Source organism: Parabacteroides sp. CT06, from assembly GCF_002257605.1.
Taxonomy (GTDB): Bacteria; Bacteroidota; Bacteroidia; order Bacteroidales; family Tannerellaceae; genus Parabacteroides; species Parabacteroides distasonis.
Genome location: NZ_CP022754.1, coordinates 128,656 through 152,107, shown reverse-complemented (window position 1 = coordinate 152,107; position 23,452 = coordinate 128,656). Strand labels below are relative to the sequence as shown.

The following is a 23,452-nucleotide window of genomic DNA, read 5'->3' as shown; positions in this document are numbered from 1 at the left end:
ATTAGATTATAATTCATAATTAAATAATACGTAATTCAAAATGGCACTACAAATTACAGACGCTAATTTCGAGGAGTTGGTTAACTCCGGAAAGCCCATGGTTCTTGACTTTTGGGCAGAGTGGTGTGGCCCTTGCCGCATGGTATCTCCTATCATTGATGAGTTGGCAACCGAATACGAAGGTCGTGTGACGATCGGTAAAATGAACGTTGACGAGAATGACGATGTAGTCGGACAATTCGGTATCCGCAACATCCCTACCGTTCTTTTCTTCAAAGACGGTAAGATGGTTGATAAAGTAGTAGGCGCTACGGCTAAGGATAAGTTCGTAGAAAAGATCGAGGCAATGCTTAAATAATTGAAAGTTGAGAATTGAGAATTGAAAATACCGAGGAATACGCTCTGTAACTTTCAATTCTCAATTTTTAATACCCCTAAGTATATGTCGCTTGCCCGGAGGACCGGGAAGACGGCTCATCTCAAAACCAGCCGCTTGCATACCTCTGCGTACCTCTCCTTTTGCGCAATAGGTTACGATCACTCCGCCCGGTGCGGTATGAGCATACAAACGATTATAGATTTCCTGATTCCACATCTCCGGTTGTTTCTCGGGCGCAAACGCGTCGAAATAGATCAAATCGATATCATCCGGTAGTTCACAGGCGTTACTATTTCCTTCTATTTTATGAAGTGTAAAGCGCTCTGAGATTGAAACGGGAGTATTCCACTCCGCTTCATGCAAGGCTAAGAATAACTCTTTTCTCTCCGGCCAGATCAGCTCCCCATAATTCAAGGCACGAATCGTATCTAAAGGAAGCGGGTATAACTCTACTGTATGATAATCAATATGATGTGCTTGAGATAGCTCGACATCCTTCAATGTCAAGAAGGCGTTCAGCCCTGTACCGAAGCCAATCTCCACGATTCGGATAAAGTCTTTTTCAAGCGCATGCAATCCCGCCTCTATAAATATATGTCTTGATTCCTGCAGGGCCCCGTTCACGGAATGATAATGTTCATCCATCGCCGGAATATATAGTGTATGGCTTCCATCCGCCGTTATCTGTAATTCTTTCTCCATATGTATGCAAAGATAATACATACGAATCAGAATAATACTTATCTTTACCGCTATAAATATGATATAAGATATGGATAGACGCCATCTTTACTTCTTACTATTCTTATTATGTACCATACAAGCCGCTATCGGTCAACAGCGCTCCTTCTCTATCAAGGGAGTTGTAAAAGACGCGTCAAGCGGACAGCCGATACCTTTCGCTAACGTAGTGGTATGGAACACGACGCAAGGGGCGGTCACCGATTCCACCGGATTATTCGAGATATCCGGCATATCACCCGGAAGCTATCGTCTCCAATCCTCCTTTCTGGGATATAAGCCCTTCGTTACCGCCGAATTCAGACTAGCGAATAAAGATATATTCTTCCCGATCGAGCTAGAGGAAGCCAGCCAGAATCTGCAAGAGGTTAGCGTAGTAGCCTCTCCGTTCCGTAAAACCGCCGAAAGTCCGCTAGGACTTCGTGTAATCGGTTTCAAGGAGATAGAGAAAAGCGCGGGAGGAAACCGGGATATCTCCCGGGTAGTACAAACCTTTCCCGGAGTAGCGTCCACGGCAGCGTTTCGTAACGACTTGATGGTAAGAGGAGGAGGTCCCTCGGAAAACCGTTTCTTTTTGGATGGCGTAGAGATACCGAATATCAACCATTTCTCTACCCAAGGAGCCTCCGGAGGTCCGGTCGGTATTATCAATCCCGATTTTATCCGGGAGGTCAACTTTTATTCGGCCGCATTCCCCGCATCCAAAGGGAACACTTTAAGTTCGGTATTGGATTTTAAACTACAAGATGGGAATAAGGAGAAATTCTCATTGCGAGGAGTCCTAGGAGCCTCAGATATCGGTGTGTCCGCTAATGGACCGCTAGGAAAAAAGACCACTTACCAAGTGTCTGTTCGTCGCTCTTACCTTCAATTCCTTTTCGATATGATCGGCTTGCCGTTCTTACCTACTTTCACGGATGCCCAATTCAAGATTAAGCACTCCTTCAACCCCAAGAATGAGCTTACAGTTCTCGGATTAGGGGCGATCGATGATATGAAGCTGAATACAGGAATGAAAGACATGAGCGAGAAAAACCAATATATCCTCTCTTACTTGCCGGTCGTAAAACAAAAAACGTATACCCTTGGAGCGGTTTATAAACACTACGCCGGTAAAAATCTCTACTCGGTCATTATCAGCCGTAGCCAGACCAACAATAAGAATATTAAATACAAAGACAATGATGAAAGCCAAGTAGAGAATCTCTCCTTAAATTACCGTTCGGACGAGATTGAGAATAAGTTCCGAACGGAAAACACGTTCCGCTTACCATTCATTCAATTGAATGTCGGAGGAAACATCGAATACGCCCAATACACGAATGACACCTATCAAAAGCAATTTACCTCTATCCCCCGTACCATCGTATATCAAACAGACCTTGGCATATGGAAGTGGGGTATCTATGCCACGGCTATTTATGAGAGTTATAACGAGCGGTTTACCGCCTCTTTAGGTGTTCGTGCGGACGCAAACAATTATTCCTCGGATATGAATAATTTGTTAGATCAGTTATCTCCTCGCCTATCCTTATCCTACCGCTTGTCCGATCCGCTTTATATAAACGCGAATATCGGACGCTACTACGAGCTTCCTCCTTATACGACATTGGGATTCAAGGATAATGAAGGTAATTATGTAAACCGGACAAATCATTTAAGCTATATCCGAAGCGACCAAGCCGGATTAGGCTTGGAATACCGTCCTACCTCATACTTGAAATTCACGACCGAAGGATTCTATAAACATTATGATCGTTATCCGATGTCCATACTCGACAGTATCCCACTCGCATCGAAAGGTACAGACTATGGTGTCTTGGGAAATGAGGCCGTATCGTCTACCGCTACAGGGCGAGCTTATGGACTTGAGATCATGGGACGTTGGTATAATTATAAAGGGCTTACTTTCATCGCATCCTACACTTTGGTAAGAAGCGAATTCAAGGATGGGAGAAATATGGACACTTATCTTCCCTCGGCTTGGGACAATAAGCATCTGTTCACGTTTAGCGGGACTTATTCTTTACCCAAGAACTGGGACGTAGGCGCCAAGTTCCGGGTAGTAGGAGGCGCTCCCTATACGCCTTACGATGTAGAAAAGAGTAGTTATGTAGAAGCTTGGGACGCTAATAACGGGCTATACTATGATTACAGCCGGTTTAACAGCGAACGGCTCAAGCCATTCACGCAGTTAGATATCCGTATCGATAAAACATTTTACTTCAAAAAGATCATGCTTGGAGCCTATATCGACATCCAAAACATATTGAATTCCAAATACAAAGAGCAAGACGTATATATCAAAACGGGTAAAATTATCAACCCGGAAGCTCCCATATATGAACAACGGTACGAATTAAGACCGATAGAACGTCTTACAGGAACGCTTCTCCCAAGTATCGGAGTGATGATCGAGTTATAGATTTTAGGCGTAATAGATTCTTTTTATTTTGAATTTCAGCAATTAATCATAAATCTTTCCTATTTTTGTGGTCTGTATTAATAACAAATAGTACTTTAATCGCAAATAAGCACATGAATAGGTAGGTAAAGAATGACATTATTAAAAAACTACATACGATTCGTACTCTTTATCGTGTTAAGTCTGGTCTTTTCTTTCCACTTATACGCTACAGATAATGCAGGCCCTATTTTAATCATTAGCTCCTACAATCCCGATACACGTAATACGACCGCCAATATTTCCGAGTTTATGGAGGAATATAAGCGGGGAGGTGGTATCTCGCCGGTGGTTATCGAGAACATGAACTGTAAGAGCCTCCCGGAAGCCCCCTTATGGGACGGTAAGATGAGAGGTATATTGGATAAATATAAGGAAAATAACACCCCTCAGCTTATCATTATCTTAGGTCAAGAGGCATGGGCTTCTTATATCTCCCAAGAATACAAGCCTGATATACCGGTTTTATGCGGTATGATCAGTAAGAATGCGATCTTATTACCCGACTCGGATTTAAATGTCGCCGAATGGGAGCCGAAATACATCGATATCCAAGAGTACGTAGATAAAGGTTTACACCTTGGCGGGTTCTTGTATTCTTATGACGTAAAAGAAAATATCCGGTTAATACGTAAGCTATATCCCAAAACTCAAAATATAGCATTAATCACCGATAATACCTACGGTGGTTTAGCTATGCAGACCTTGGTAAAAAAGGAAATGGAAAATATCAAGGATCTGAACTTGATATTACTGGATGGAAGAAAGAATAATATCTACACCATCGTTGAGCAAATCAAGAACCTGCCGGATCAGACCGTGATATTGATCGGTACATGGCGTGTAGACGTGAACGACGGGTATTATGTTGGAAATGCCACGTATACCATGATGACCGCCAATCCCAGAATCCCAACATTCACATTGGCATCCGTCGGCATAGGGCACTGGGCCATCGGAGGTTTCAGTCCCAAATACAGGCCTATAGGTTCCGATTTGGCAAAAGAGGCTTTAAGTATATTGGAGAAGAAAATCGCCCCTAAAGATATCCATCCCCAAATCATCCCCAATGGATATGTGTTCGACGCTTCAAAGATCAAGGCTTTTGATATCAGCAAACTGTCATTGCCCCACGACGCTACTATTATCAACGAGGACCCGAGCCTATTCTCCAAATACAGGTTCGAGATATTGCTAAGCGTAATCACCGTATTGTTTATTTTCCTGATTATGATATTAATCTTCTTTATCCGGACCAATAAGCTGAAAGATAAGTTATTGGATCTACAGAAAGATAATATACTAATCATGAATAATATCCAAGCTTCTATCTATTTCATCAAGCCGGATTATACCGTAAAATGGAGAAACGAGGTAGAGTTCCATGACTGTATCCCTGAATTCGGTCCGGCTAATTGCTTCTTGGTCAAGAACGGAGTAAAGCCTTATTGTACCCGTTGCACGGTCGCAAAGGCCATGGAAACCAAAAAGCAGGTCGATATCACGAATGAGTTCGGCGATGGAAAGTATCTTCATATTTTGGCGAACCCTGTATTAGACGAGCACAACAACCTTATCGGGGTTATTTTCAAGAAAGAAGACGTGACAAAACAAAAACAGGCGGAGAACGAACTGAGGAAAGCGAAAGAGAAAGCGGAAGAGTCCGATCGTTTGAAATCCGCATTCTTGGCGAATATGAGTCATGAGATTCGAACGCCATTGAATGCGATCGTCGGTTTCTCCGGATTATTGGCCGTAACCGAGAATATGGAGGATAAAGAGGAATATATCAATATCATTAATAGCAACAACGACCTGCTATTGCAATTGATCAATGATATTCTCGATCTAGCCAAGATAGAGGCGGGTACGCTAGAATTCGTGGATTCAGACGTAGATGTCAATCAACTATTCTCCGATATCGAGCAGTCTTCCCGTTTGAAGGCGCAAGATGGTGTGCAGGTATGCTTTGTCGAGAAGATCCCGAATTGTATCTTACGCACCGACCGTAACCGGGTCTCCCAAGTCATTACCAACTTTATCAACAATGCCATCAAGTTCACAACTCAAGGTAGCATCCTGTTTGGCTACCGCCGTAGAGACGATGAGTTGTATTTCTATGTAAAAGATACGGGATGCGGTATCGCCAAGGATAAGATCGGTCAAGTTTTCACCCGTTTCGTTAAGTTAAATAGCTTTGTGCAAGGAACGGGGCTGGGATTATCGATTTGCCAGATGATTATCAAGCGTCTGGGTGGAGATATAGGGGTGGAATCAGAGCAAGGAAAAGGTTCTACATTCTGGTTTACGTTGCCCTATTCGATACTAGAGATGCAGGAAGTCCCGCATGAGAAACCAAAGACCGAGAATGTACAGAAGAGCCAGTCATCCAAATCTGCAACCCTATTAATAGCGGAAGATAACGAAAGCAACTATACTTTATTCCAAGCCATGTTGAAAGATTATAACCTTATACACGCATGGAACGGGGAACAAGCGATCGATTTATTCAATAAATATCAACCGGACTTAATCCTAATGGACCTAAAAATGCCGATCGTAGACGGCTATGAGGCTACACGGGTAATTCGGGAAAAGAACCAGTCCATTCCTATCATCGCCGTAACAGCTTTCGCCTTCGCGGAAGATGAGGAACGGGTAAAACAAAGCGGATTCTCCTCTTACATCGCTAAACCGATCAAGCCGGATAAGCTAATCGCATGTATTAATACTTATTTATAGAATCCGTTTGGTAACAATCGGAAAACGCAAAACGAAAGAGGAACCCTTCTCTACTTGAGAGTCGAGACTAATACTTCCTCTATGACGGTTCATGATCTGCCGGCAAAGACTTAATCCGATGCCGGAACCTTTAGATTTAGTCGTGAAGAAAGGAACGAAGATTTTGTCGATTGCCTCGGGAACAATTCCGCTACCATTATCAATCACCGAAATAATTACCATACCGTTTTTTTGGACAGCCTCCACTATAATTTGAGGGGATAAGGATTCTTCACAAGCCTCTATCGCATTTTTCAATAGATTAATTAATACTTGTTCCACCATGATCCGGTCCGCATATAAATTCAAGTCTTCCGGCTTTACATGAAAGAAGAGGATATCGGATTTCTCCGGGAATAGAAGCCGGATATCGTCAAAGAGAGCCGAAACCGAGAAGTTTCGTAAAGTAGGTAAAGGCAGACGGGTTAATTTCCGATAATTCTCGACAAAATCCAATAACCCCTTACTTCTTCGGTGGATCGTTTGCATGGCTTGTACCATAATAGCGTAGTCTTTCTCATTCATGCCATTTATCGTCGCACGCTCGGCTACCGTCTCCGATAAAGAGATTACCGGAGCGATCGAGTTCATGATCTCATGCGTCAATACCCGGATAAGTTTCTGCCATGCCTCGGTTTCCGCCTCAGCGACCACCGAACTATACAATCGACTCCGCAAAGCCTCCAAGGCAGCGTTCATAGAAGAGGCCAAAGCCTTTTCGTCTTCCGTCATTGAATCGGAAGGATAAAACAGGCTCAGATCCCCGTAATGAATACTCTCTATCAGGTATTCCATCCGCTTAACAGTCTTTTGCTGATCCTTATATAAGAAAACCGAAAGCGCAAGAATACAAAATCCGAACAGCGCAGGAATAAACAAAAACCCTTTCAGCATTAAGAATGAGGCAGTAAAAGACAAGACCACGATCCCCAAAATACGAGCGAACAACAAGTAACGTATCATAAGCCAAATTTCTCCAATTTACGATACAAGGTAAAGCGGGTAATCCCTAGAAGCTCGGCGGCACGAGTGATATTCCCCTCGGCACGACGTAAGGCACGTTCGATCGCTTCTTTCTCCAATACCGTCAAATTTAACTCATCGGATGGTTCCTTATCCCTAAGCGGGACAGAACGCAGAATAAAGTCTTCCGGCCTTAGCCAATTACTTTCAGACAAGATAACCGCCCGTTCAATCGCATGTTGCAGTTCACGTACATTACCGGGCCAAGCATAATTATGTAGCTTATTCTTCCCATCCCTGTTAATGCCCTTCAAGTCTTTCTTATATTTACGGGCATACTTCGACAAGAAATGTTCAGCCAATAAGATCACGTCATTTCCTCGTTCCCTCAAGGGAGGAATATGTAACTCGATCGTATTAATACGATATAAAAGATCTTGCCGGAAAGTACCTTCTGCCACAAGATGATGGATATTCACGTTCGTTGCGCAGATCAACCGGATATCAATCGGTATGGGTTGCGTTGCTCCCAAGCGGGTTATCTGTCGTTTTTCCAAAGCGGTCAACAGTTTCGCTTGCATGGAAAGGCTTAAGTTCCCGATCTCATCCAAGAACAAGGTACCACCGGAAGCTACCTCCATTCGTCCCGGCTTTTCCTTACGGGCATCCGTAAAAGCCCCTTTCTCATAGCCAAATAATTCACTCTCGAAAAGTTGTTCCGGAATAGAGCCCACATCGATCCCGACGAAAAGATTCTCCGAACGCGGAGATTGATGATATAAGGCGCGGGCAACTAAATCTTTACCGGTTCCATTCTCCCCCAAGATTAATATATTGGCATCCGTATTCTTTAATTTATCGACCGTAGCGAAAATAGCCTGCATCGGTTCGCTTTCACCGATGATCTCGAAGCCAGCATCCTCGGGTGAACTAAGAATCTCAACTTGTTTCTTTAAATTTCGCACTTCCGCCCTACTCTCCCGAAGTTCCAATGCCGAAGAGAGTGTAGCGAGTAATTTCTCCTTTTCCCAAGGTTTCGGGATAAAGTCGGTAGCTCCCGCCTTAATCGCCCGCACGGCCTTATCCGTATCCGAATAGGCAGTCATAAAAAGAACCACCACGTCCGGGTCTATCTTCTTTATCTTCTCCAGCCAATAGAAACCCTCCTGACCACTAATAGCATCCCGTTTGAAATTCATATCCAACAAGATAATATCCGGGATAAAAGTCCGCATGAAATGATCGATGCGCTCCGGTTGCGTAGCCACTCTTATTTGTTCCATATAGGGCTCCAGTAATAAGTTAAGGGCAAAAAGGATGTCCTCATTATCATCTATAATTAATAGTTTTCCCTTTTTCATAAGCGCTGAACTAGTTTGTGATGCCTCAAAGGTAGGTATTAAATCAATGGAAGAAGCGTGCGTAATCGAACGATTACCGTGCGCAGATGAACTGTTAAATTAATAGTCCGCAAAGAGGGTTAAGATTAAGTAAACGGTAAGACTATTTAAGCGAAAGAAAAAACGAGGAGAAAGAAGGAAGACTATCTTTGAACACAATTAACAATTCAGGCATTCATGAGACCACTATTGATTGGATTTTTCGTCTGTATAAATATACACTTAGGCTATGCGCAATGGACTGAGCAAGATTCGATCTGGCTAAAGGATGTATTAGCAGGCAAAGATTCCATCAAATTGAACCCTGAATTCCAAAAAGCAATCCAAAGCGGTTCTTTCCTCAACCCGGAACCGGGAAAACCGATGGGGAAACCTCAACTGGCCGCTCCCAGCAATATCCCTATCACCAAAGATTTCTCAGAATATATCCAACAAGACGATACGACACACCGAAAAGTAGCATTGAAGGATTTACCGCCATCGGTATTCTGGCGACATAATCCACCGTATAAAAAGATACTGCCTGTCTATCAATCTATCTTAGATGAATTGAAAAGGACTCCGTCCAGTGGTCGTACCTCACTAGCTACCTTCGATCTAGGAAGGATGACCAGCCGGAAAACATATGTCCATAAACGCAACGCAAAACGCAACGGAACTTGGCAAAACTACGGCAACCTCCCTACCCCGGATGTCATCTCTAAAAAAAAGAAATTCGAAAGACAACAGGCAGAGGCCGCAAAAAAGGACTCCTCATTGATGATCCAACCACCAATCGATTAGCTTACGGGCCAAGCTCAACTTACGGGGGATCTCCGGTAGATTATCTTTGGTATAGAAGGCACCAGAGCTTAGTTCCTCATCCTGCAACTTAATTTCCCCACTTACATAATCCGCTACAAAGCCAACCATCAAGCCACTCGGATAAGGCCAAGGTTGGTTTCCAAAATAAGTGATATTATCGACCTCTAAACCCGTTTCCTCACGGACCTCCCTGCGCACACACTCTTCCAAGGTCTCGCCAACTTCTAAGAATCCGGCCACTAATCCATGGAAAGTTCCCCGGAAATTACGGGCATGTACCAAAAGAATCGAATCCTCCTTACGGATCAAGACGATCATCGCTGCTGAGATTGTCGGATAAATCTCATGTTTGCAAGAAGGACATTGCTTCGTGATCGACGTAGTCTGCACGGTAGGAGTACCACATACCGGACAGAAACGGCTATGGCTATCCCAATAAAGCAATTGATAAGCCTTACCCGCCTTCTCGTAACACGCTCTCGAGATATAATCCCAAGAGGCACGCAACCCCATATGTACGTAACGGTCATTCCCCTCCACCGGAGTATCTAATTCTGCCGTACGTGCGGGAAGTCCATCCCGGTAATCAACCTCCAGCGTATGAGAAACCGGAACTGGGGGATTCTCGCCATAGGGGATGGTATACGTATCATTCTCTTTCTGAAGCAACAGTTGGTCTTTATAAAAAAGGAACCAATAACAGAGTTTATTTGAAGTTTCCATGCTAATATTCCCGAATTATCTTTCTGTATGTAAAACATCCGCGAACTTACGAATTAAAATCCAATAACGTGCGGAAGCGAACGTGCACCGTGCGAAGGCACACACAATCGTTTCTAAGCATTTTTCTATTATCTTATGATTAGCAGAACGTTACATCGATGGCACATTATTTGCCTCCTTTCTAAAAAATGAATATATTTAAAACCTGTTACAATGAAACTAATGATTCGAAACTTACTTTATCTATTCAAGCGGTTTAAGACCGCTGTCGTGTTAAACCTCTTTGGCTTAACAATCGCTTTCGCCGCTTTCCTCCTGATAGTAATGCAGGTGGATTACGAGATGAATTACGATGCCATGCACAGCAAATCAGGCCGAACCTTCCGGCTAGAGGCAAATCACGGAGAATTCGAGCATAACGCCATCCATTGCCTAATGTTTAGCGATGCTTTTGTTAACTCATCCGCTCATATCACGGATTACTCCTACCGTTATCCATTCTACGGAGGAGAACGGTATTGCCAAATCGACGAAGTAGACGATCAAGGAGAAGCGAAAGTCTTTAAGGAAAACTTCCAGCTTTGTCTACCCAATATCTCAGATGTCTTTGATTTCCACATGAAAGAAGGTTCCGTCGAATGCCTATCCATTCCCGGCTCCGTACTCATTCCGGAGAGTGTCGCCAAAAGGCTGTTCGACAAACAATCCGCTATCGGTAAACGTATCCGGATGTCCGGCAGTAGTGGCTGGCAACCTGTAAGTACCACGATACTTACTATTGGGGGTGTCTATAAGGATTTCCCGGGAAATACTACGGTACAAAACCGTATTTACGTCCCGATGGACCAACTGGATCTATTAAAAAGTTCTTGGCAAATGTATGCCAACGAAATATACGTCACGCTAGACGATCCCCTAAATAAAGAGGAGGTATTGGATCATTTCAACAAGACTTTCGATTTCGCTAAAAGCCAAATGGGTTCAGCGCAAGAGATCGCATTACGTCTAACCCCCTTAAAGGATGTTTATTACACGCATGATACAACTTTCGACTTTAATCCGAAAGGTCACCGGGAGACAAATTATGTGTTACTGGGTATCGCTTTCCTCATCTTATTCATCGCCGGAATCAATTTTACCAATCTCACAACCTCGTTGATTCCCCTACGATTGAAAACGATCAATACGCACCGGGTATTAGGATGCTCCATCTATAAGTTACGAGCCATCTCACTGATTGAATCGATCGTGATCTGCTTGATATCCTACATTCTCGCCTTATTCATCGTAAACGATTTGTCTTACACACCGATCGCTAATTGGGTAGATGCAGATATACGTCTTAGTCAATACAAAGGCCTGATCCTTCTCACAGCACTGATCGCTATCTTGACGGGTTGCTTGGCGGGACTTTATCCAGCTATACGAAGTACCTCCTATGCGCCGGCCTTGGTACTAAAGGGCTCTTTCGGTCTTAGTCCCAAAGGGAAAAAAGTACGTGTCGCCCTGATCGGTTTCCAATACACGGTATCGATCGCTTTGATTATTGTCACCTTATTCATGGGACTTCAGAACCATTTCATGACCTCTAGCGAGCAACTAGGATTCAATAAAGACCAAGTAGCCATCGTGAACCTGACACCGGAGATCTACGCCAAGCATAAGCCCCAATATATCCAGAAACTTAAAGATTATCCGGGAATAGAGGATGTGGCCTTCTCCGTCTACGAGTTATCGAAAGAAGATGACATGATCGATCTCGAATATGCCCGCCATGAAGATAAGGATGTATTCTTCAAGGTATTCTATGCCTCCGAGAATTTCCTTTCCGTCATGGATATCCAAGTAGAGGAAGGAAGGGATTTTACACGGGAGGATTTAAACAAGGCACAAAGTGATTATATCATCAATCCGGCGGCAGAGCGGGATTTCCACTTACATCCCGGAGATCGTTTCAATGATCGTACGGTTCTAGGAGTCAGCAAGGATTTTCGGTTTAACTCTTGCCGGATCGCAAGCTCCCCTTTCGTATTCGCATTGAATAACGATATACCCAATCCTAAATTGGTATCCTATATCCGCTTCAATTCGAAAACGAATTTACAGGAAGCTGTCGCCCACGTCCGGGAAACATTGAAAGAGATCGATCCGACTTTCCCTTTCGAGATCTCTTTCTACAACACCATCTTAAACAATTTATATCAGAAAGAACAAACACTGGGTAAACTAATCTCCCTATTCGGAATAATGGCGATCTTGATCTCTATCGTAGGTGTATTCGGACTCGTGCTATTTGAGACGCAATACCGCCGGAAAGAGATCGGTATCCGCAAGATCAACGGAGCGACTACCGGACAGATTCTTTTGATGTTCAACAAGACTTATATCCAGATCGTCTCCGTTTGCTTCATCATCTCGATCCCAATAGCATGGATGGGAACACAACAGTGGCTAGAGAATTTCGCTTATAAAACACCACTCCATCTTTGGGTCTTCATCGTAGCTTTCCTAATCATTCTCTCGGTTACGATCGGTACCGTTACTTTCCGGAACTGGCAAGCGGCGAATGAGAATCCTGTGAACTCGGTGAAGTCTGAATAAACTCACTCGGAGTGATCCCGTAAATTTCTTTAAAGCAACGGGTAAAATAGTTCGGATCGGAGAAGCCGACCTGAGCAGCTACCTCCCCAATCGAATAAGCGTGCTGCCCCAATAACTCGGCGGCACGCTTTATACGTATATTACGGGTGAATGAGGAAGCGGAGCAACCAGTAGTAGACTTTAATTTCCGAAATAAGCTGGCACGGCTCATCGCCATCTTGGAACAGAAAAGCTCTACATCAAACTCCGGGTCCTGCAAATGAGCCAGAACGACCTTTGTCACTTTCGAAAGAAATTCCTTATCCGGATCGGCGATGGTTTGCTCCGGAGTACGCAAGTCGAACCGATCCCTGAAATATAACTTTAGTTGCTCACTACGTTTGAGCAGATTCTTGATCTTCGCTTTTAAGACAGCAAGACTGAATGGTTTAGGCAGATAATCATCCGCTCCGGCTCCATACCCTTCCAATTGTTGACGTTCTTCCGCTAAAGCAGTCAATAGGATAACCGGTATATGGGCCGTCCGTTCATCCGTTTTCAAAGCCTCGCAACATTCAATCCCATTCATGACCGGCATCATTACATCCGAGACAATCACGTCCGGTAGGATCTCCAAGGCTTTCTCCAAGCCGACCTTTCCGTTTTTCGCTATCACGACCCGGTAATCCGTTTGAAAAGCATTCATCAAATAACGACATAGATCCTCATTATCCTCTACAAACAAAAGCGTTTGTCGTAGATTCTCCGGGACCGAGTTTGTTTCTTCCAATGGAACTGATTCCCGCAAAGATACCTCTTCCATTTTAGGTTCCGAATACTCCAACCACTCCTCAGGATAAGCCTCTTCCGATATAGGCAAGGCAACCGTAAAAACAGAACCTTTCCCCAATTCACTCTCACATTGAATGGTTGCCTTATGTAACTCCAATAGCTCTTTTGTGTACGCAAGGCCGATCCCCGAACTCTCCGAGCGGCGAAACGCTATCGATGCCCCCTTATAATATCGATCAAAAATATACGGTAACGATTCGGGAGGAATGCCGATTCCACTATCCGTAATTCGTAAAGTCATGACCGCATCGGATGAGCTTTGCTCCAATGAAGCGGAAAAGCTTACCGAACCACCATCCGGCGTATACTTAAATGCGTTCGACAGTAAATTATATAGAACCTGCTCTAGGATATTCTTGTCAAAATAAGCGATTGAGATATCCGGGGCAATCGAATACGTAAACGCGATTTTATAGGAATCGGCCAAAGGAATAAAGGTTTCCGAAATATCCTCTAAGAATCGGCTGAGATCCGCACAAACGATATGCGGGGAAGGTACTCCCCGGGTCAATACCGATAAATCCAGCAATTCATTGACATGCCAAATCAAGCGATTGGTATTCCGGGAGATCGTACGCAAAATCTCTTTATCTCCACAAGATACTTCTGAACCGGAATGCCGTTCCAGATCCTCCGTCAATCCCTTGATTATCGTCAGAGGGGTACGAAGCTCATGAGAGACATTCATAAAGAAACGAGTTTTCAACGCATCTTTTTCCTCCAGTTCTTGCTTGGCCTGTTTCAACAGCCGTGTACGTTCTTGTATCTTACACTCCAACTCGGCTTGGCGAAGTTGATACCAGCGCACCCTGCTCTTATAGGCGATACACAACAGTACGCATACAACCACGAATACCAGCAAAATAAACCACCACGTCCGCCACCAAGGAGGAAAGATCCTGACAGGTTCGGTAATGGGAGCGCTCCAATAGGAACCATTGCCGGAAGTTTCCACCCGAAACACATAGTTTCCCGGTGGTAGACGGTTATATATAGCCGTACGATCGCTGGCGTCCACCTCCCGCCAATCCGTATCATATCCATCCAGACGATACCGGTATCGGATACTACGGGGATGAGAATAATCGAACGCAATAAAACCCACCTGTAAACCTTGCTTCTCACGTGAGTCTCCGATCGTGAGGTTCGTGATTCGCAGAGACTCAGGTATTTTTCTCAAACCGTCCGTTAACTGAACGGGATCAAAAGAAACGATCCCCTCATTACTGCCAAATACAAGTTCACCCGATTTGCGCTTACAGCAAGCGCCACCCATAAACTCATTCGATAATAAACCGTTTGCCGTCGTATAATTAACGATATGCCGGTTTTGTATATCCAAGCGACTCAGCCCTTTATTCGTGCTGACAAACAGGATGCCCGGCTCGCCTTCACGGATTCCTCGTACGATATTTCCCGATAAGCCATCCTGTACCGTGAAATGATCAAATCGCCCGGTTCGCTTGTCGTATTGATCCAACCCCGCATTTGTACCGATCCACAAATAACCGGAAGAGTCCACAAACAGACAATGAATATGATTCGACGCAAGGGGATTCATCTCACCCGGTATATATCGATACGTGATAAGCGCTCTCGTCTTCGTATCCCACACCCGAAGCCGCCCCTCATCCGCTCCTCCCCAAAACCAAGACTCTTCGCTCACGCATAAGTTACATAACTCCGACAACGAGTTGATCGGATAATCATAAGAGACTTGGTAATCCGGTATAAAAGGGCGGATTCGGAAATCATCCAGATTCAACCGGTCCGGGTTGGCGTCTTGATAACTGATCCATAGGTTCCGCTCCGAATCCTCACGGATAGAACCTATAATCTTTCCGGATAAAGAGGACGGACTTTTTTGGGGTGAGAAGGTAAAACGCATATCTACCCGGGAAGTCTTATGGTTAATCCGATCTAATCCCCTAGAGGTCGCAACCCAAAGATTCAGGTCCGAATCCTCATAAACGGCTAGGATATGAAGAGAAGACAGATTCTCTTTTTCCGTGTATCCCAAGGTATATCGAAACAAGGAAGGTGTTAAATCCGCATGGCTCACCCCATACGTGGAATGCCCCGCCCACAGATGATCCGAGTCATCCAGAAACAAACAGGTAATCTGGTTACTGCTGATAGAATGTGCGTCTTCCGGCACGTTCCTCAACTGTCCCATTTTCCTCTCCTTCGGAGAATAATAAAAAAGACCTTGATTGAAACGGCTATCATCAAACCAGACCGTTCCGTCCTTACTCTCGAAGATGGATCTCACTTGGCATTCTCCCGTAGGTTCCAGATCCTCCGGCCGGTCAAAGAAATGCTCACATCGCAAGGCAAGCCGATTCATCCGGCTAATCAAGCTTGTCCCCTTATTATGTCCGATCCAGAAATCACCATCACCGGTCTCCAAGAATTGATATACCCGAGTATCCTCACGACCGACAGATTGGAAGATCTCTCGCTCTCCCATATCAACCGAACGAAAAGCCCCTTCACGTCCCGTACCTAACCACATATAATCAAACCGGTCGATATAGATCGCGTTAACGCCATTCAAATTGCCGGCATTGATATCCTCCCGGTCATTTGTCCGTATCGTATAATCTTGAAAGTGGTTTGTTTCTTTGTCATACAAACTAAAACCAGCTAAAGTCCCTACCCAAAACGAATGATCCGGCGCCGAATACAAACAATTCACAGGAGACGACGAGACTACCGAACCCGCCGAAGAAAGGCGTACCAATTTCTTCTCTTTAGCGTCATACTCCAACATCCCGTTCTCCGTACCTATAAAGATATGTCCCGGAACGGAGGCCGAGAAACAAGTAGGACTACCATACACACGTAACTGTTGTCGAAGCCATTCTTTCGTGAAATTCAAAAATGTATCCGAACCTCTGTCATAACGGCTAATCCCACCCGAGGAAAAAAAGATCCAGATACCTCCATCTGAATCCTCGAATAATTTATCGATAGAACTGCTTTGTATACTTTCCGGGCAATCCGGTACGGGCAAGAATACTTTAAACGTATATCCATCGTAGCGGTTCAAGCCTTCAGTCGTCCCGACCCAGACATACCCGGTACGATCCTTCAAAATAGAGGTCACCGAGGAAGAAGAAAGCCCGCTATCCATTGTTATCCGGTCAAAAATAACGTTGGTAGCTTGCGTTCTCGTTACCATAAGTACAAACAGCAGTAAAAGGTATATTCTCATCCATTCATCCGATTAATGCCCCAAATATAAAGATTAAGTGGGTGAAAATCACAGAAAATAGAAAGATTGAACGATTTGTACGGTATTATGAAACATATGTCCGGCCCGCTCCCTCCCTATTTCCCTAGCTTTGCGGTATCAATTCTAAAACGAATGTAAAATATGAGAAAACTTTTTCTATCGCTAGTATTCCTTAGCGCACTACTATCTATCCATGCGAATCCGGGTATTAAAGGAATCGTAATCGATCAAACCACCCGTAAGGCATTAGACTACGCTCACGTTGTATTATATGATGGAGATCATATCGTCGAAGAAGCTATGACTGAAGCGAACGGTTCTTTTCTAATCCAGCCCGTAAAACCGGGAACGTATTCGATCCGTATCCATTTTCTGGGATATGATGTTTATATGGGAGAGGAGTTTATCCTTACAGAGCAGATCAAGGATCTGGGTATTATCCCGATGCAAATGCTTGAGGTAGGCTTACAGGAAGTGGAGGTCGTAGCCAACAAGAAACAAGTCATCTATAAACTGGATAAAAAGATCATCGAGGCTTCTTCCAACCTGCTTTCCTCGGGAGGAACCGCTGTCGATATCCTAGAGAACACGCCTTCCATCCGGGTGAACGCCGAGGGAGAGGTTACCTTCCGGGGGAGTAGCGGATTCACAGTCTACGTAGATGGAAAGCCCAGTATATTTACCGGGACCCAAGCCTTGGAACAGATCCCGTCCGGACAAATCCAGAATATAGAGATCATAACTACCCCGTCCGCCCAACATGATACAGGGGGTGATGTCGGGATCATCAATGTCATTACCAAGAAGAACTTCGGGGAAGGGTTGAGCGGAGTAATCAACCTAAGCGGGAATACGGTATGGAGCCGGACCTTGGATTTCTTGTTGACCGGACAAAACAAGGTGTCTCAATGGCGTATAGGCGGTTATGTGGGAAACCGACTTCGCAAAAGTCATTTTACCCAAGAGAAAACGACGTTGGTAAACGATACGACAACGACTTCTTATTCCAATGGCCCCCGTGAAAGTAACGGCTACGCATATATTCTCAATGGAGGTTGGAGCTATACACAAAAACAAACGACTTTTTCCATTAACGCGGAAGGCGGATATGCCGGACTCAAGCGAAAAGGGGATCTGGAATATACGGAAGAACGTTCCGCTAATGGCGAGCAATTCGAGAACGGAGAGTTCAAGAGCCTTGACGACTTTGATATCCATGAGACTTTCGGACTAGGGAATCTGGCCGTGGATCATAAGTTCAATGATAAGGGGCATAACCTTAGCGGTAGCTTCTTCTTGAAATATGGAGGCGACGCTCTGGAATATTTCCAAAGCGATCTGTTCGACAAAAACAACGTACGCCAGCAAGGTCATCGTGCGTGGGAGGCCGAACATCGTTGGACCGTCCGTGCGAAAGCCGATTATGTATTTCCATACAGCAAAACCGGACAAATCAAGGCGGGTTATCAATATTTCTCATACTCGGAAGACGGCGATTATAGTATGCAGTTTTGGAACCCGGATACCAAAGAGTTCTTCTGGCGTGACGATATTTACAACACGTTCTATTTCCAACAAGGGATCAACTCCCTTTATGCGATCGTTGGGGATAGCTACCGGTCTTTTGATTTTCAAGTAGGATTACGGGGAGAACATACGCATCAAGTATTACGTAGCTCCAAAGATTGGGCGAACCGCCTACAAAAGCGTTTTGAGTTGTTCCCATCCGCCCATATCGGTTATAACCTCACACAAAATCAGAAGCTTCTATTCGCTTACAGCCGTCGTACGACCCGACCGGAGCTTTATTTCATGGAGCCATACATCACTTACAAGGATTACTATACAGCCGAGATCGGTAACCCGGATATACGCCCGGAGTACATTCATTCTTTCGAGTTGAATTATTCTTTGACTTCCGGCGACAATGCCTTGTCTGCCTCCCTATTCCACCGAACCCGCAAAGACAAGATCGAACGATTACGGGTTCCTTACCAAGCCGGGGTTACCTTGGATTCCATGGCGAACGTGGGACATGATTATTCCACCGGAATAGAACTATCGGGCAGTTTGCAGGCCACCAGTTGGTGGAATACGCAAATAAACGGTAGCCTTTATCACTACCGGGTAGAGAACGAGTATAAGACGGACGGAAAGAATGAGACCAGTACCAATTACGAGATCGCTTGGAACAACGCTTTCACGGCCGGGAAATACACAAGGATACAGCTTGACGGCAATTTCGTAGGTCCTTCCGTAACCACCCAAGGAAGAACCCAGTCGTTCTGTTTTGTCAACCTAGCGATACGGCAACAATTCTTCAAACGAAAGTTGACGGCCACCCTCTCTTTCCGGGATGTCTTCAATACGGCCCGTTATGTCAATACGATCACTTCCTCGAACTTGATTTCCAAAACACGAATCCGGCCCGATTACCCGTTGATAGGCTTGACCCTTAGCTATACATTCAACCAGTTCAAGCTAAAGAATGGCTTATCCAACAATTCAAAGGATTTATTCGAGGGGACGAATCATTAGTACAAATCATACTATCGCAAAATCCTATATAATGGAACATCTGAGATGTTTTAACTATTTGTCCTTGCAACTGTTATTATCATCTCCTACTTTTGCGATAAGAAATATGACTGTGAAGATTTCCATATAGTGAGGACTGAGCCGAAAAAGTAAGCCCCGATCGAACAAACGACCGGGGCTGATTCTTTTCCCGCTTTCCTTCCTCACGGAAGTACTAAGGGATGAACTTTAATTTATTACTTTAGTATTAATATTAATCCATTCCCGCTTGTTCGCCCTCACGGGATACTTGGATAATCCGCACGGGGATGATTTTCGATTTATTTTTCATTATTCCTTTACATGTCTTATTTAACGACCACCTTTACAGTCTCGTCGCCAACCGTTACAAGAACGATTCCTGCGGGAACAGCGATCGTAGCGTTATCGGAAGTAACCACTGTCTCAGCCAATGGCATACCCAACAGGTTACGAACATAAGCCGTCTCGCCTTGAGCGCCTTGGATCGTTACGGAACCGGCGTTGCCGATCACTACGATAGAAGAGGCGGAGCTGTCGATAGACTCGTTACCGGTCGGGATGATACCGTTCTCAACGCTTACGACCAAAGCCTCTGATTTATCGTTCGTGAATCCAAGTTTACCGTTCAAGTTGAAGATATAGTTTGAACTAGATAAACTCTTGATGATATACTCACCTTCTACAGTAGCATCTTTCAATACGATCTGGAACTTAAAGTTGTTCAAGCCATTCTTAGCGGTCACCTCTGTTTCCTTACCTTTTACAGTAGTAGACAAAGTATCGATACCTACCAAAGTAGCCGGGCGGAAAATAGCCTTGATAGAGGTGCGATCCACCAACTTATAGCTATCGTCTGTTACTAGGCTAGCAGAACCCGGGTTGTAATAAGAAGCGGAATCCTTAGCGTTATACAAGAACATTCTCGGAGCGTTGGCTGTCGTATCAACACCCTTAGAGATATAGAATGAAGGAGTATAAGCTTTCGTATCAGCAGTATCCAACCAGAATGTCAAGTTCTCCGCATCTGCGCTTGTCGGAGCGATAACAGCGTCGTTAGCCTCGCCTACAGCCACGAAACCACCTTCCAATGCTTGGAAAGAAGCATGTCTAAGAACAGAAGGCAAGGAAGGAGTCGTGATATCTCTCACTACGAAGAAACTAGCTTTTACGTCTTTTGCTGTCGCATAAATACTTTCCTGCGTCAACTTGCCATCCGTACTACTCAAAGCCAAACCTTGCGTATTCTTATTAATGATCTCTGTGTATTTACGTTCTGTACCAGCCTTAATTAAATAAGCGGAACCGTTCTTGTTCTCCTTCACGATAAATCTAGGAGCGTCTTCCACGTCATCTTCTTGAATAAGTGAATAGCTTCCACGAGTTTCATTCAAATAGAAAGCCTTACCGTCCATATGCAATTTGAATGCGTAAGATACGATAGCGATATCTTTCACGTCTTTCGTCTTAGTCTCTTCGTCTTTTACGATATAAGCGTATTTTGTAGATCCATAGATCGTATCGGATTTAGCCACGTCGCTTTCAGCGGCACTGCAATCGAACTTGATGATTTCCCATTCAGCGGCATCCAACGCTTCTTGAGTAGCCTCTACAGAAGAAGGAGTAGAGCCTGTATATTTAGCTTTCAAGTACAAATCCTTATAAAGAACATTCGATCCAACCGTAAATTTCAGTCTAGCTAACTCAGCAAGCTCAGCGTCTGAATAATCAGCGTAACCTGCGGAAGGAGTTACCGTAGCAGGGATCAATTTGATCTTCAAGCCATCTACTGTTGCCAAATCTTTGTCATTAGAAATCGTATATGAGTTATTTGCAACATAAGCATAAGTGAATGTCTTAGACTCCGCATTTACTTCGTAAACATTAGCCTCATCGGTCTTACGTAAAGAAGCCGTGAATGAAAGGCCTGTGGCAGCACCCGTAGAAGTATTATAGGTATTTACCTCACGGTTCGTGAACGTGAACTTCTGCCCGTCAATCTTAGTTACTACCCACTGATTCTGCGGAGCGTTCAAGTTTACATAATCCGGGCCTTGAGCGAACAACTCATAATCGCTCGTTCCTACTTTTAAACCTAAGTACTTACCGTATTCGGAAGAACCGGATTTAGTCACATTCTTCTCATTGCTTACGAACAATACATTAAATACGGACGGCGCATCCTTACTCAACAATTCAGAAGCTTTCAGCATATTGGAAGTGCTAATCGTACATTTTGCGGTAGTCGGCTTGCTAGTCGTTGTTACATAAGTAGTGCCTGTAGAGGTAATAGCGTCTACATAAACATCAGGAACTGTAGTTTGATCGTCTTTAGCCGCATCTTTCTTCACACGTACGGAAGACAGTTTCAATGTATATTCACCCGGTTTGTTTACGTTATCCATCTCTGATACCGTAAACGCAGCGTTACCGGCGTAAACTTGCTCCTTAGACGTGTTTGCAGTCATTACCAAATTCTCTCCGGATACCAACTTGAAAGCGAAACCAACGCCATCCGCTCTCTTCAGCGCATTGATACCAAAATGGTTTACCGGGTCTACAGCGATAAAGGTAGAAGCCTTGAAAGTTGCCTCATCTACAATACCACCTTTCGGAGCAGATACGGCGAAATAAGTTCCTGACGGTAAAGACAAGTTTGTAGCCCAAGTCTCTCCAGCAAAGTTATAAGCCCTAATCTTCTGATCGAAGATATTCTCCTTCGGCTGTGGATTAATCGCCGGAAAACTCAAAGCGAAACCATTACCTAAAGCCGCATTTAAGTCATCAACAGAAACAGGAGCTGCATCCTGTACGAAAACTTGAATATTTACTCCGCTAGAGTTCATTGACCAAGTTGTACCCGAAAGCCCGATTTGGTGAGAAGCGTCAACGGCTTGGATAGCCTTACCTGCTTGAATATACTTGTTTGCGTCCAACCATGTCAACTCATTAGCCTTGCCTGCATCCACCGTCGTAGTGATTGTACCATCCGTGGCAAAAGACAATAAAGTACCTGTTTCCTTGTTCTTAAACGTAAAATAGGATTTACCATTACGAGTTACATGAGAAATAGCCCATAAATACGCACCATCGCCACTAACTACATCCTTATCAGTTTCCGCCGTAGTATTCAATGCGGTGTATTGCTCCGCAGTACCTTTTTTCACGCTCTGTCCACCAATGTAGCTGTAAGTTCCGCCATTCTCATTCGCAAGATAATAATACTTGCTGCCATTGAATTGGGTATCTGCCGCTTCTTTGGTTGTTTGAGCATTCGCAGTAGTAAACAATGCACCTGCGGTCAGCAAGCCCATTGTCATCAACGTAGAAATTCTCTTGTTCATAATCTCTAATTTAAATATTAATAATAGTGTTAATTAAATATCATTCAACATATTAACCGATCACCTCCTATTCGAAAACGACTAGTCTAAACGATCGTTTAGATCTTGCGTTTTTAAAGAAGAAAAACGGGAGGTTCGTTTACGGAATCGGTTGTTTCGTAAAGGATAGGCTATCCTATTGATAAGAAAGCGAATAAGGGAACAAAAAAATAGCTCGGAAGGGTTGCAGAAGTCAAAGAAACGCGTACCTTTGCAAATGACTAATTATAACGATCGTTTTCACCAATCATTTTCATATATATAATATAATGTACATGCGTACATTATAATAGCGTACTAAAATATCTCCTTGCAATAAATAACATATTCAATATAAACTCCCCTGTTTTGGGCCTCGGAAGTGAATAACTTACGGCTTGTCGAGTGAATAACTAACGGCTATACCTAGTGGATAACTTACGGCTTGGGAAGTGAATAACTAACCACTTACAAACCTTTTTTCCTACCGTTGACCAAAGGAATTTCCTATCACCACAATGCCCATTATAAGGTCTTTACAATAGGCATTGTAACACCTTTATAATGCCCATTGTAAGCTGCTTATAACTGCGATCATTAGAACGCTCA

The 23,452-nt window shown here is 44.1% G+C and carries 12 protein-coding genes; 6 read left to right on the top strand and 6 right to left on the bottom strand.

What is annotated here, in order from left to right; translation table 11 throughout:
- The first annotated feature begins 40 nt into the window (after window positions 1-40).
- Window positions 41-358 carry a thioredoxin gene (gene trxA / locus CI960_RS00465; protein WP_005867529.1) on the top strand — a complete coding sequence of 106 codons (318 nt, stop codon included), beginning with the start codon at window positions 41-43 and terminating at the stop codon, window positions 356-358.
- A gap of 60 nt (window positions 359-418) precedes the next feature.
- Here the strand turns inward: trxA and mnmD are convergent, their stop codons facing one another.
- Window positions 419-1,081 (bottom strand): tRNA (5-methylaminomethyl-2-thiouridine)(34)-methyltransferase MnmD, encoded by a 663-nt coding sequence (mnmD, locus tag CI960_RS00460; RefSeq protein WP_005859496.1) that lies wholly within the window; start codon window positions 1,079-1,081, stop codon window positions 419-421.
- A 70-nt stretch (window positions 1,082-1,151) separates the two neighbouring features.
- Here mnmD and CI960_RS00455 point away from each other — a divergent pair, with 70 nt between their 5' ends.
- Together CI960_RS00455 and CI960_RS00450 are read left to right on the top strand one after the other, a co-directional pair.
- The gene (locus CI960_RS00455; RefSeq protein ID WP_005859498.1) at window positions 1,152-3,545 is read left to right on the top strand and encodes a TonB-dependent receptor; all 2,394 of its coding nucleotides are present in this window, start codon (window positions 1,152-1,154) and stop codon (window positions 3,543-3,545) included.
- Between the two features lie 132 nt (window positions 3,546-3,677).
- A complete protein-coding gene (locus tag CI960_RS00450; RefSeq protein ID WP_005859501.1) occupies window positions 3,678-6,326 on the top strand; it encodes an ATP-binding protein in 2,649 nt (882 codons plus the stop codon).
- Here the strand turns inward: CI960_RS00450 and CI960_RS00445 are convergent.
- Complete coding sequence (locus CI960_RS00445; protein WP_005859503.1) at window positions 6,321-7,328, bottom strand: PAS domain-containing sensor histidine kinase; 1,008 nt, start codon at window positions 7,326-7,328, stop codon at window positions 6,321-6,323. The two genes, CI960_RS00450 and CI960_RS00445, sit on opposite strands and share 6 nt — an antisense overlap.
- Window positions 7,325-8,689, bottom strand: a complete 1,365-nt coding sequence (locus CI960_RS00440) for a sigma-54 dependent transcriptional regulator (RefSeq protein WP_005859505.1) — start codon at window positions 8,687-8,689, stop codon at window positions 7,325-7,327. The genes CI960_RS00445 and CI960_RS00440 overlap by 4 nt, the downstream gene beginning before the upstream one ends.
- Before the next feature lie 216 nt (window positions 8,690-8,905).
- Between CI960_RS00440 and CI960_RS00435 the strand changes: the two genes are divergently transcribed.
- On the top strand, window positions 8,906-9,511 hold the full coding sequence (locus CI960_RS00435; RefSeq protein WP_005859506.1) for a DUF4858 domain-containing protein: 606 nt from the start codon (window positions 8,906-8,908) through the stop codon (window positions 9,509-9,511).
- Here CI960_RS00435 and nudC read toward each other — a convergent pair.
- The gene (gene nudC / locus CI960_RS00430; protein WP_005859508.1) at window positions 9,482-10,255 is read right to left on the bottom strand and encodes an NAD(+) diphosphatase; all 774 of its coding nucleotides are present in this window, start codon (window positions 10,253-10,255) and stop codon (window positions 9,482-9,484) included. The two genes, CI960_RS00435 and nudC, sit on opposite strands and share 30 nt — an antisense overlap.
- Before the next feature lie 213 nt (window positions 10,256-10,468).
- On the opposite strand from nudC, the gene CI960_RS00425 reads away from it, so the two are divergent.
- Complete coding sequence (locus tag CI960_RS00425) at window positions 10,469-12,856, top strand: ABC transporter permease (RefSeq protein ID WP_005859510.1); 2,388 nt, start codon at window positions 10,469-10,471, stop codon at window positions 12,854-12,856.
- Here CI960_RS00425 and CI960_RS00420 read toward each other — a convergent pair.
- Window positions 12,795-16,904, bottom strand: coding sequence for a hybrid sensor histidine kinase/response regulator transcription factor (locus CI960_RS00420; protein WP_005859515.1), 4,110 nt, complete (start codon window positions 16,902-16,904; stop codon window positions 12,795-12,797). The two genes, CI960_RS00425 and CI960_RS00420, sit on opposite strands and share 62 nt — an antisense overlap.
- Window positions 16,905-17,066: 162 nt before the next feature.
- Here CI960_RS00420 and CI960_RS00415 point away from each other — a divergent pair, with 162 nt between their 5' ends.
- Entirely contained in the window at window positions 17,067-19,463 is a 2,397-nt protein-coding gene (locus tag CI960_RS00415; RefSeq protein ID WP_005859517.1) for a TonB-dependent receptor, read from the top strand.
- Window positions 19,464-19,810: 347 nt separating this feature from the next.
- Here CI960_RS00415 and CI960_RS00410 read toward each other — a convergent pair whose 3' ends face one another.
- On the bottom strand, window positions 19,811-22,825 hold the full coding sequence (locus tag CI960_RS00410; protein WP_005859519.1) for a DUF6383 domain-containing protein: 3,015 nt from the start codon (window positions 22,823-22,825) through the stop codon (window positions 19,811-19,813).
- Window positions 22,826-23,452 lie beyond the last annotated feature (627 nt).

Coding starts and splice junctions, on each gene's coding strand:
- trxA (WP_005867529.1), top strand. CDS start 41: ATGGCACTACAAATTACAGACGCTAATTTCGAGGAGTTGGTTAACTCC.
- mnmD (WP_005859496.1), bottom strand. CDS start 1,081: ATGGAGAAAGAATTACAGATAACGGCGGATGGAAGCCATACACTATAT.
- CI960_RS00455 (WP_005859498.1), top strand. CDS start 1,152: ATGGATAGACGCCATCTTTACTTCTTACTATTCTTATTATGTACCATA.
- CI960_RS00450 (WP_005859501.1), top strand. CDS start 3,678: ATGACATTATTAAAAAACTACATACGATTCGTACTCTTTATCGTGTTA.
- CI960_RS00445 (WP_005859503.1), bottom strand. CDS start 7,328: ATGATACGTTACTTGTTGTTCGCTCGTATTTTGGGGATCGTGGTCTTG.
- CI960_RS00440 (WP_005859505.1), bottom strand. CDS start 8,689: ATGAAAAAGGGAAAACTATTAATTATAGATGATAATGAGGACATCCTT.
- CI960_RS00435 (WP_005859506.1), top strand. CDS start 8,906: ATGAGACCACTATTGATTGGATTTTTCGTCTGTATAAATATACACTTA.
- nudC (WP_005859508.1), bottom strand. CDS start 10,255: ATGGAAACTTCAAATAAACTCTGTTATTGGTTCCTTTTTTATAAAGAC.
- CI960_RS00425 (WP_005859510.1), top strand. CDS start 10,469: ATGAAACTAATGATTCGAAACTTACTTTATCTATTCAAGCGGTTTAAG.
- CI960_RS00420 (WP_005859515.1), bottom strand. CDS start 16,904: ATGAGAATATACCTTTTACTGCTGTTTGTACTTATGGTAACGAGAACG.
- CI960_RS00415 (WP_005859517.1), top strand. CDS start 17,067: ATGAGAAAACTTTTTCTATCGCTAGTATTCCTTAGCGCACTACTATCT.
- CI960_RS00410 (WP_005859519.1), bottom strand. CDS start 22,825: ATGAACAAGAGAATTTCTACGTTGATGACAATGGGCTTGCTGACCGCA.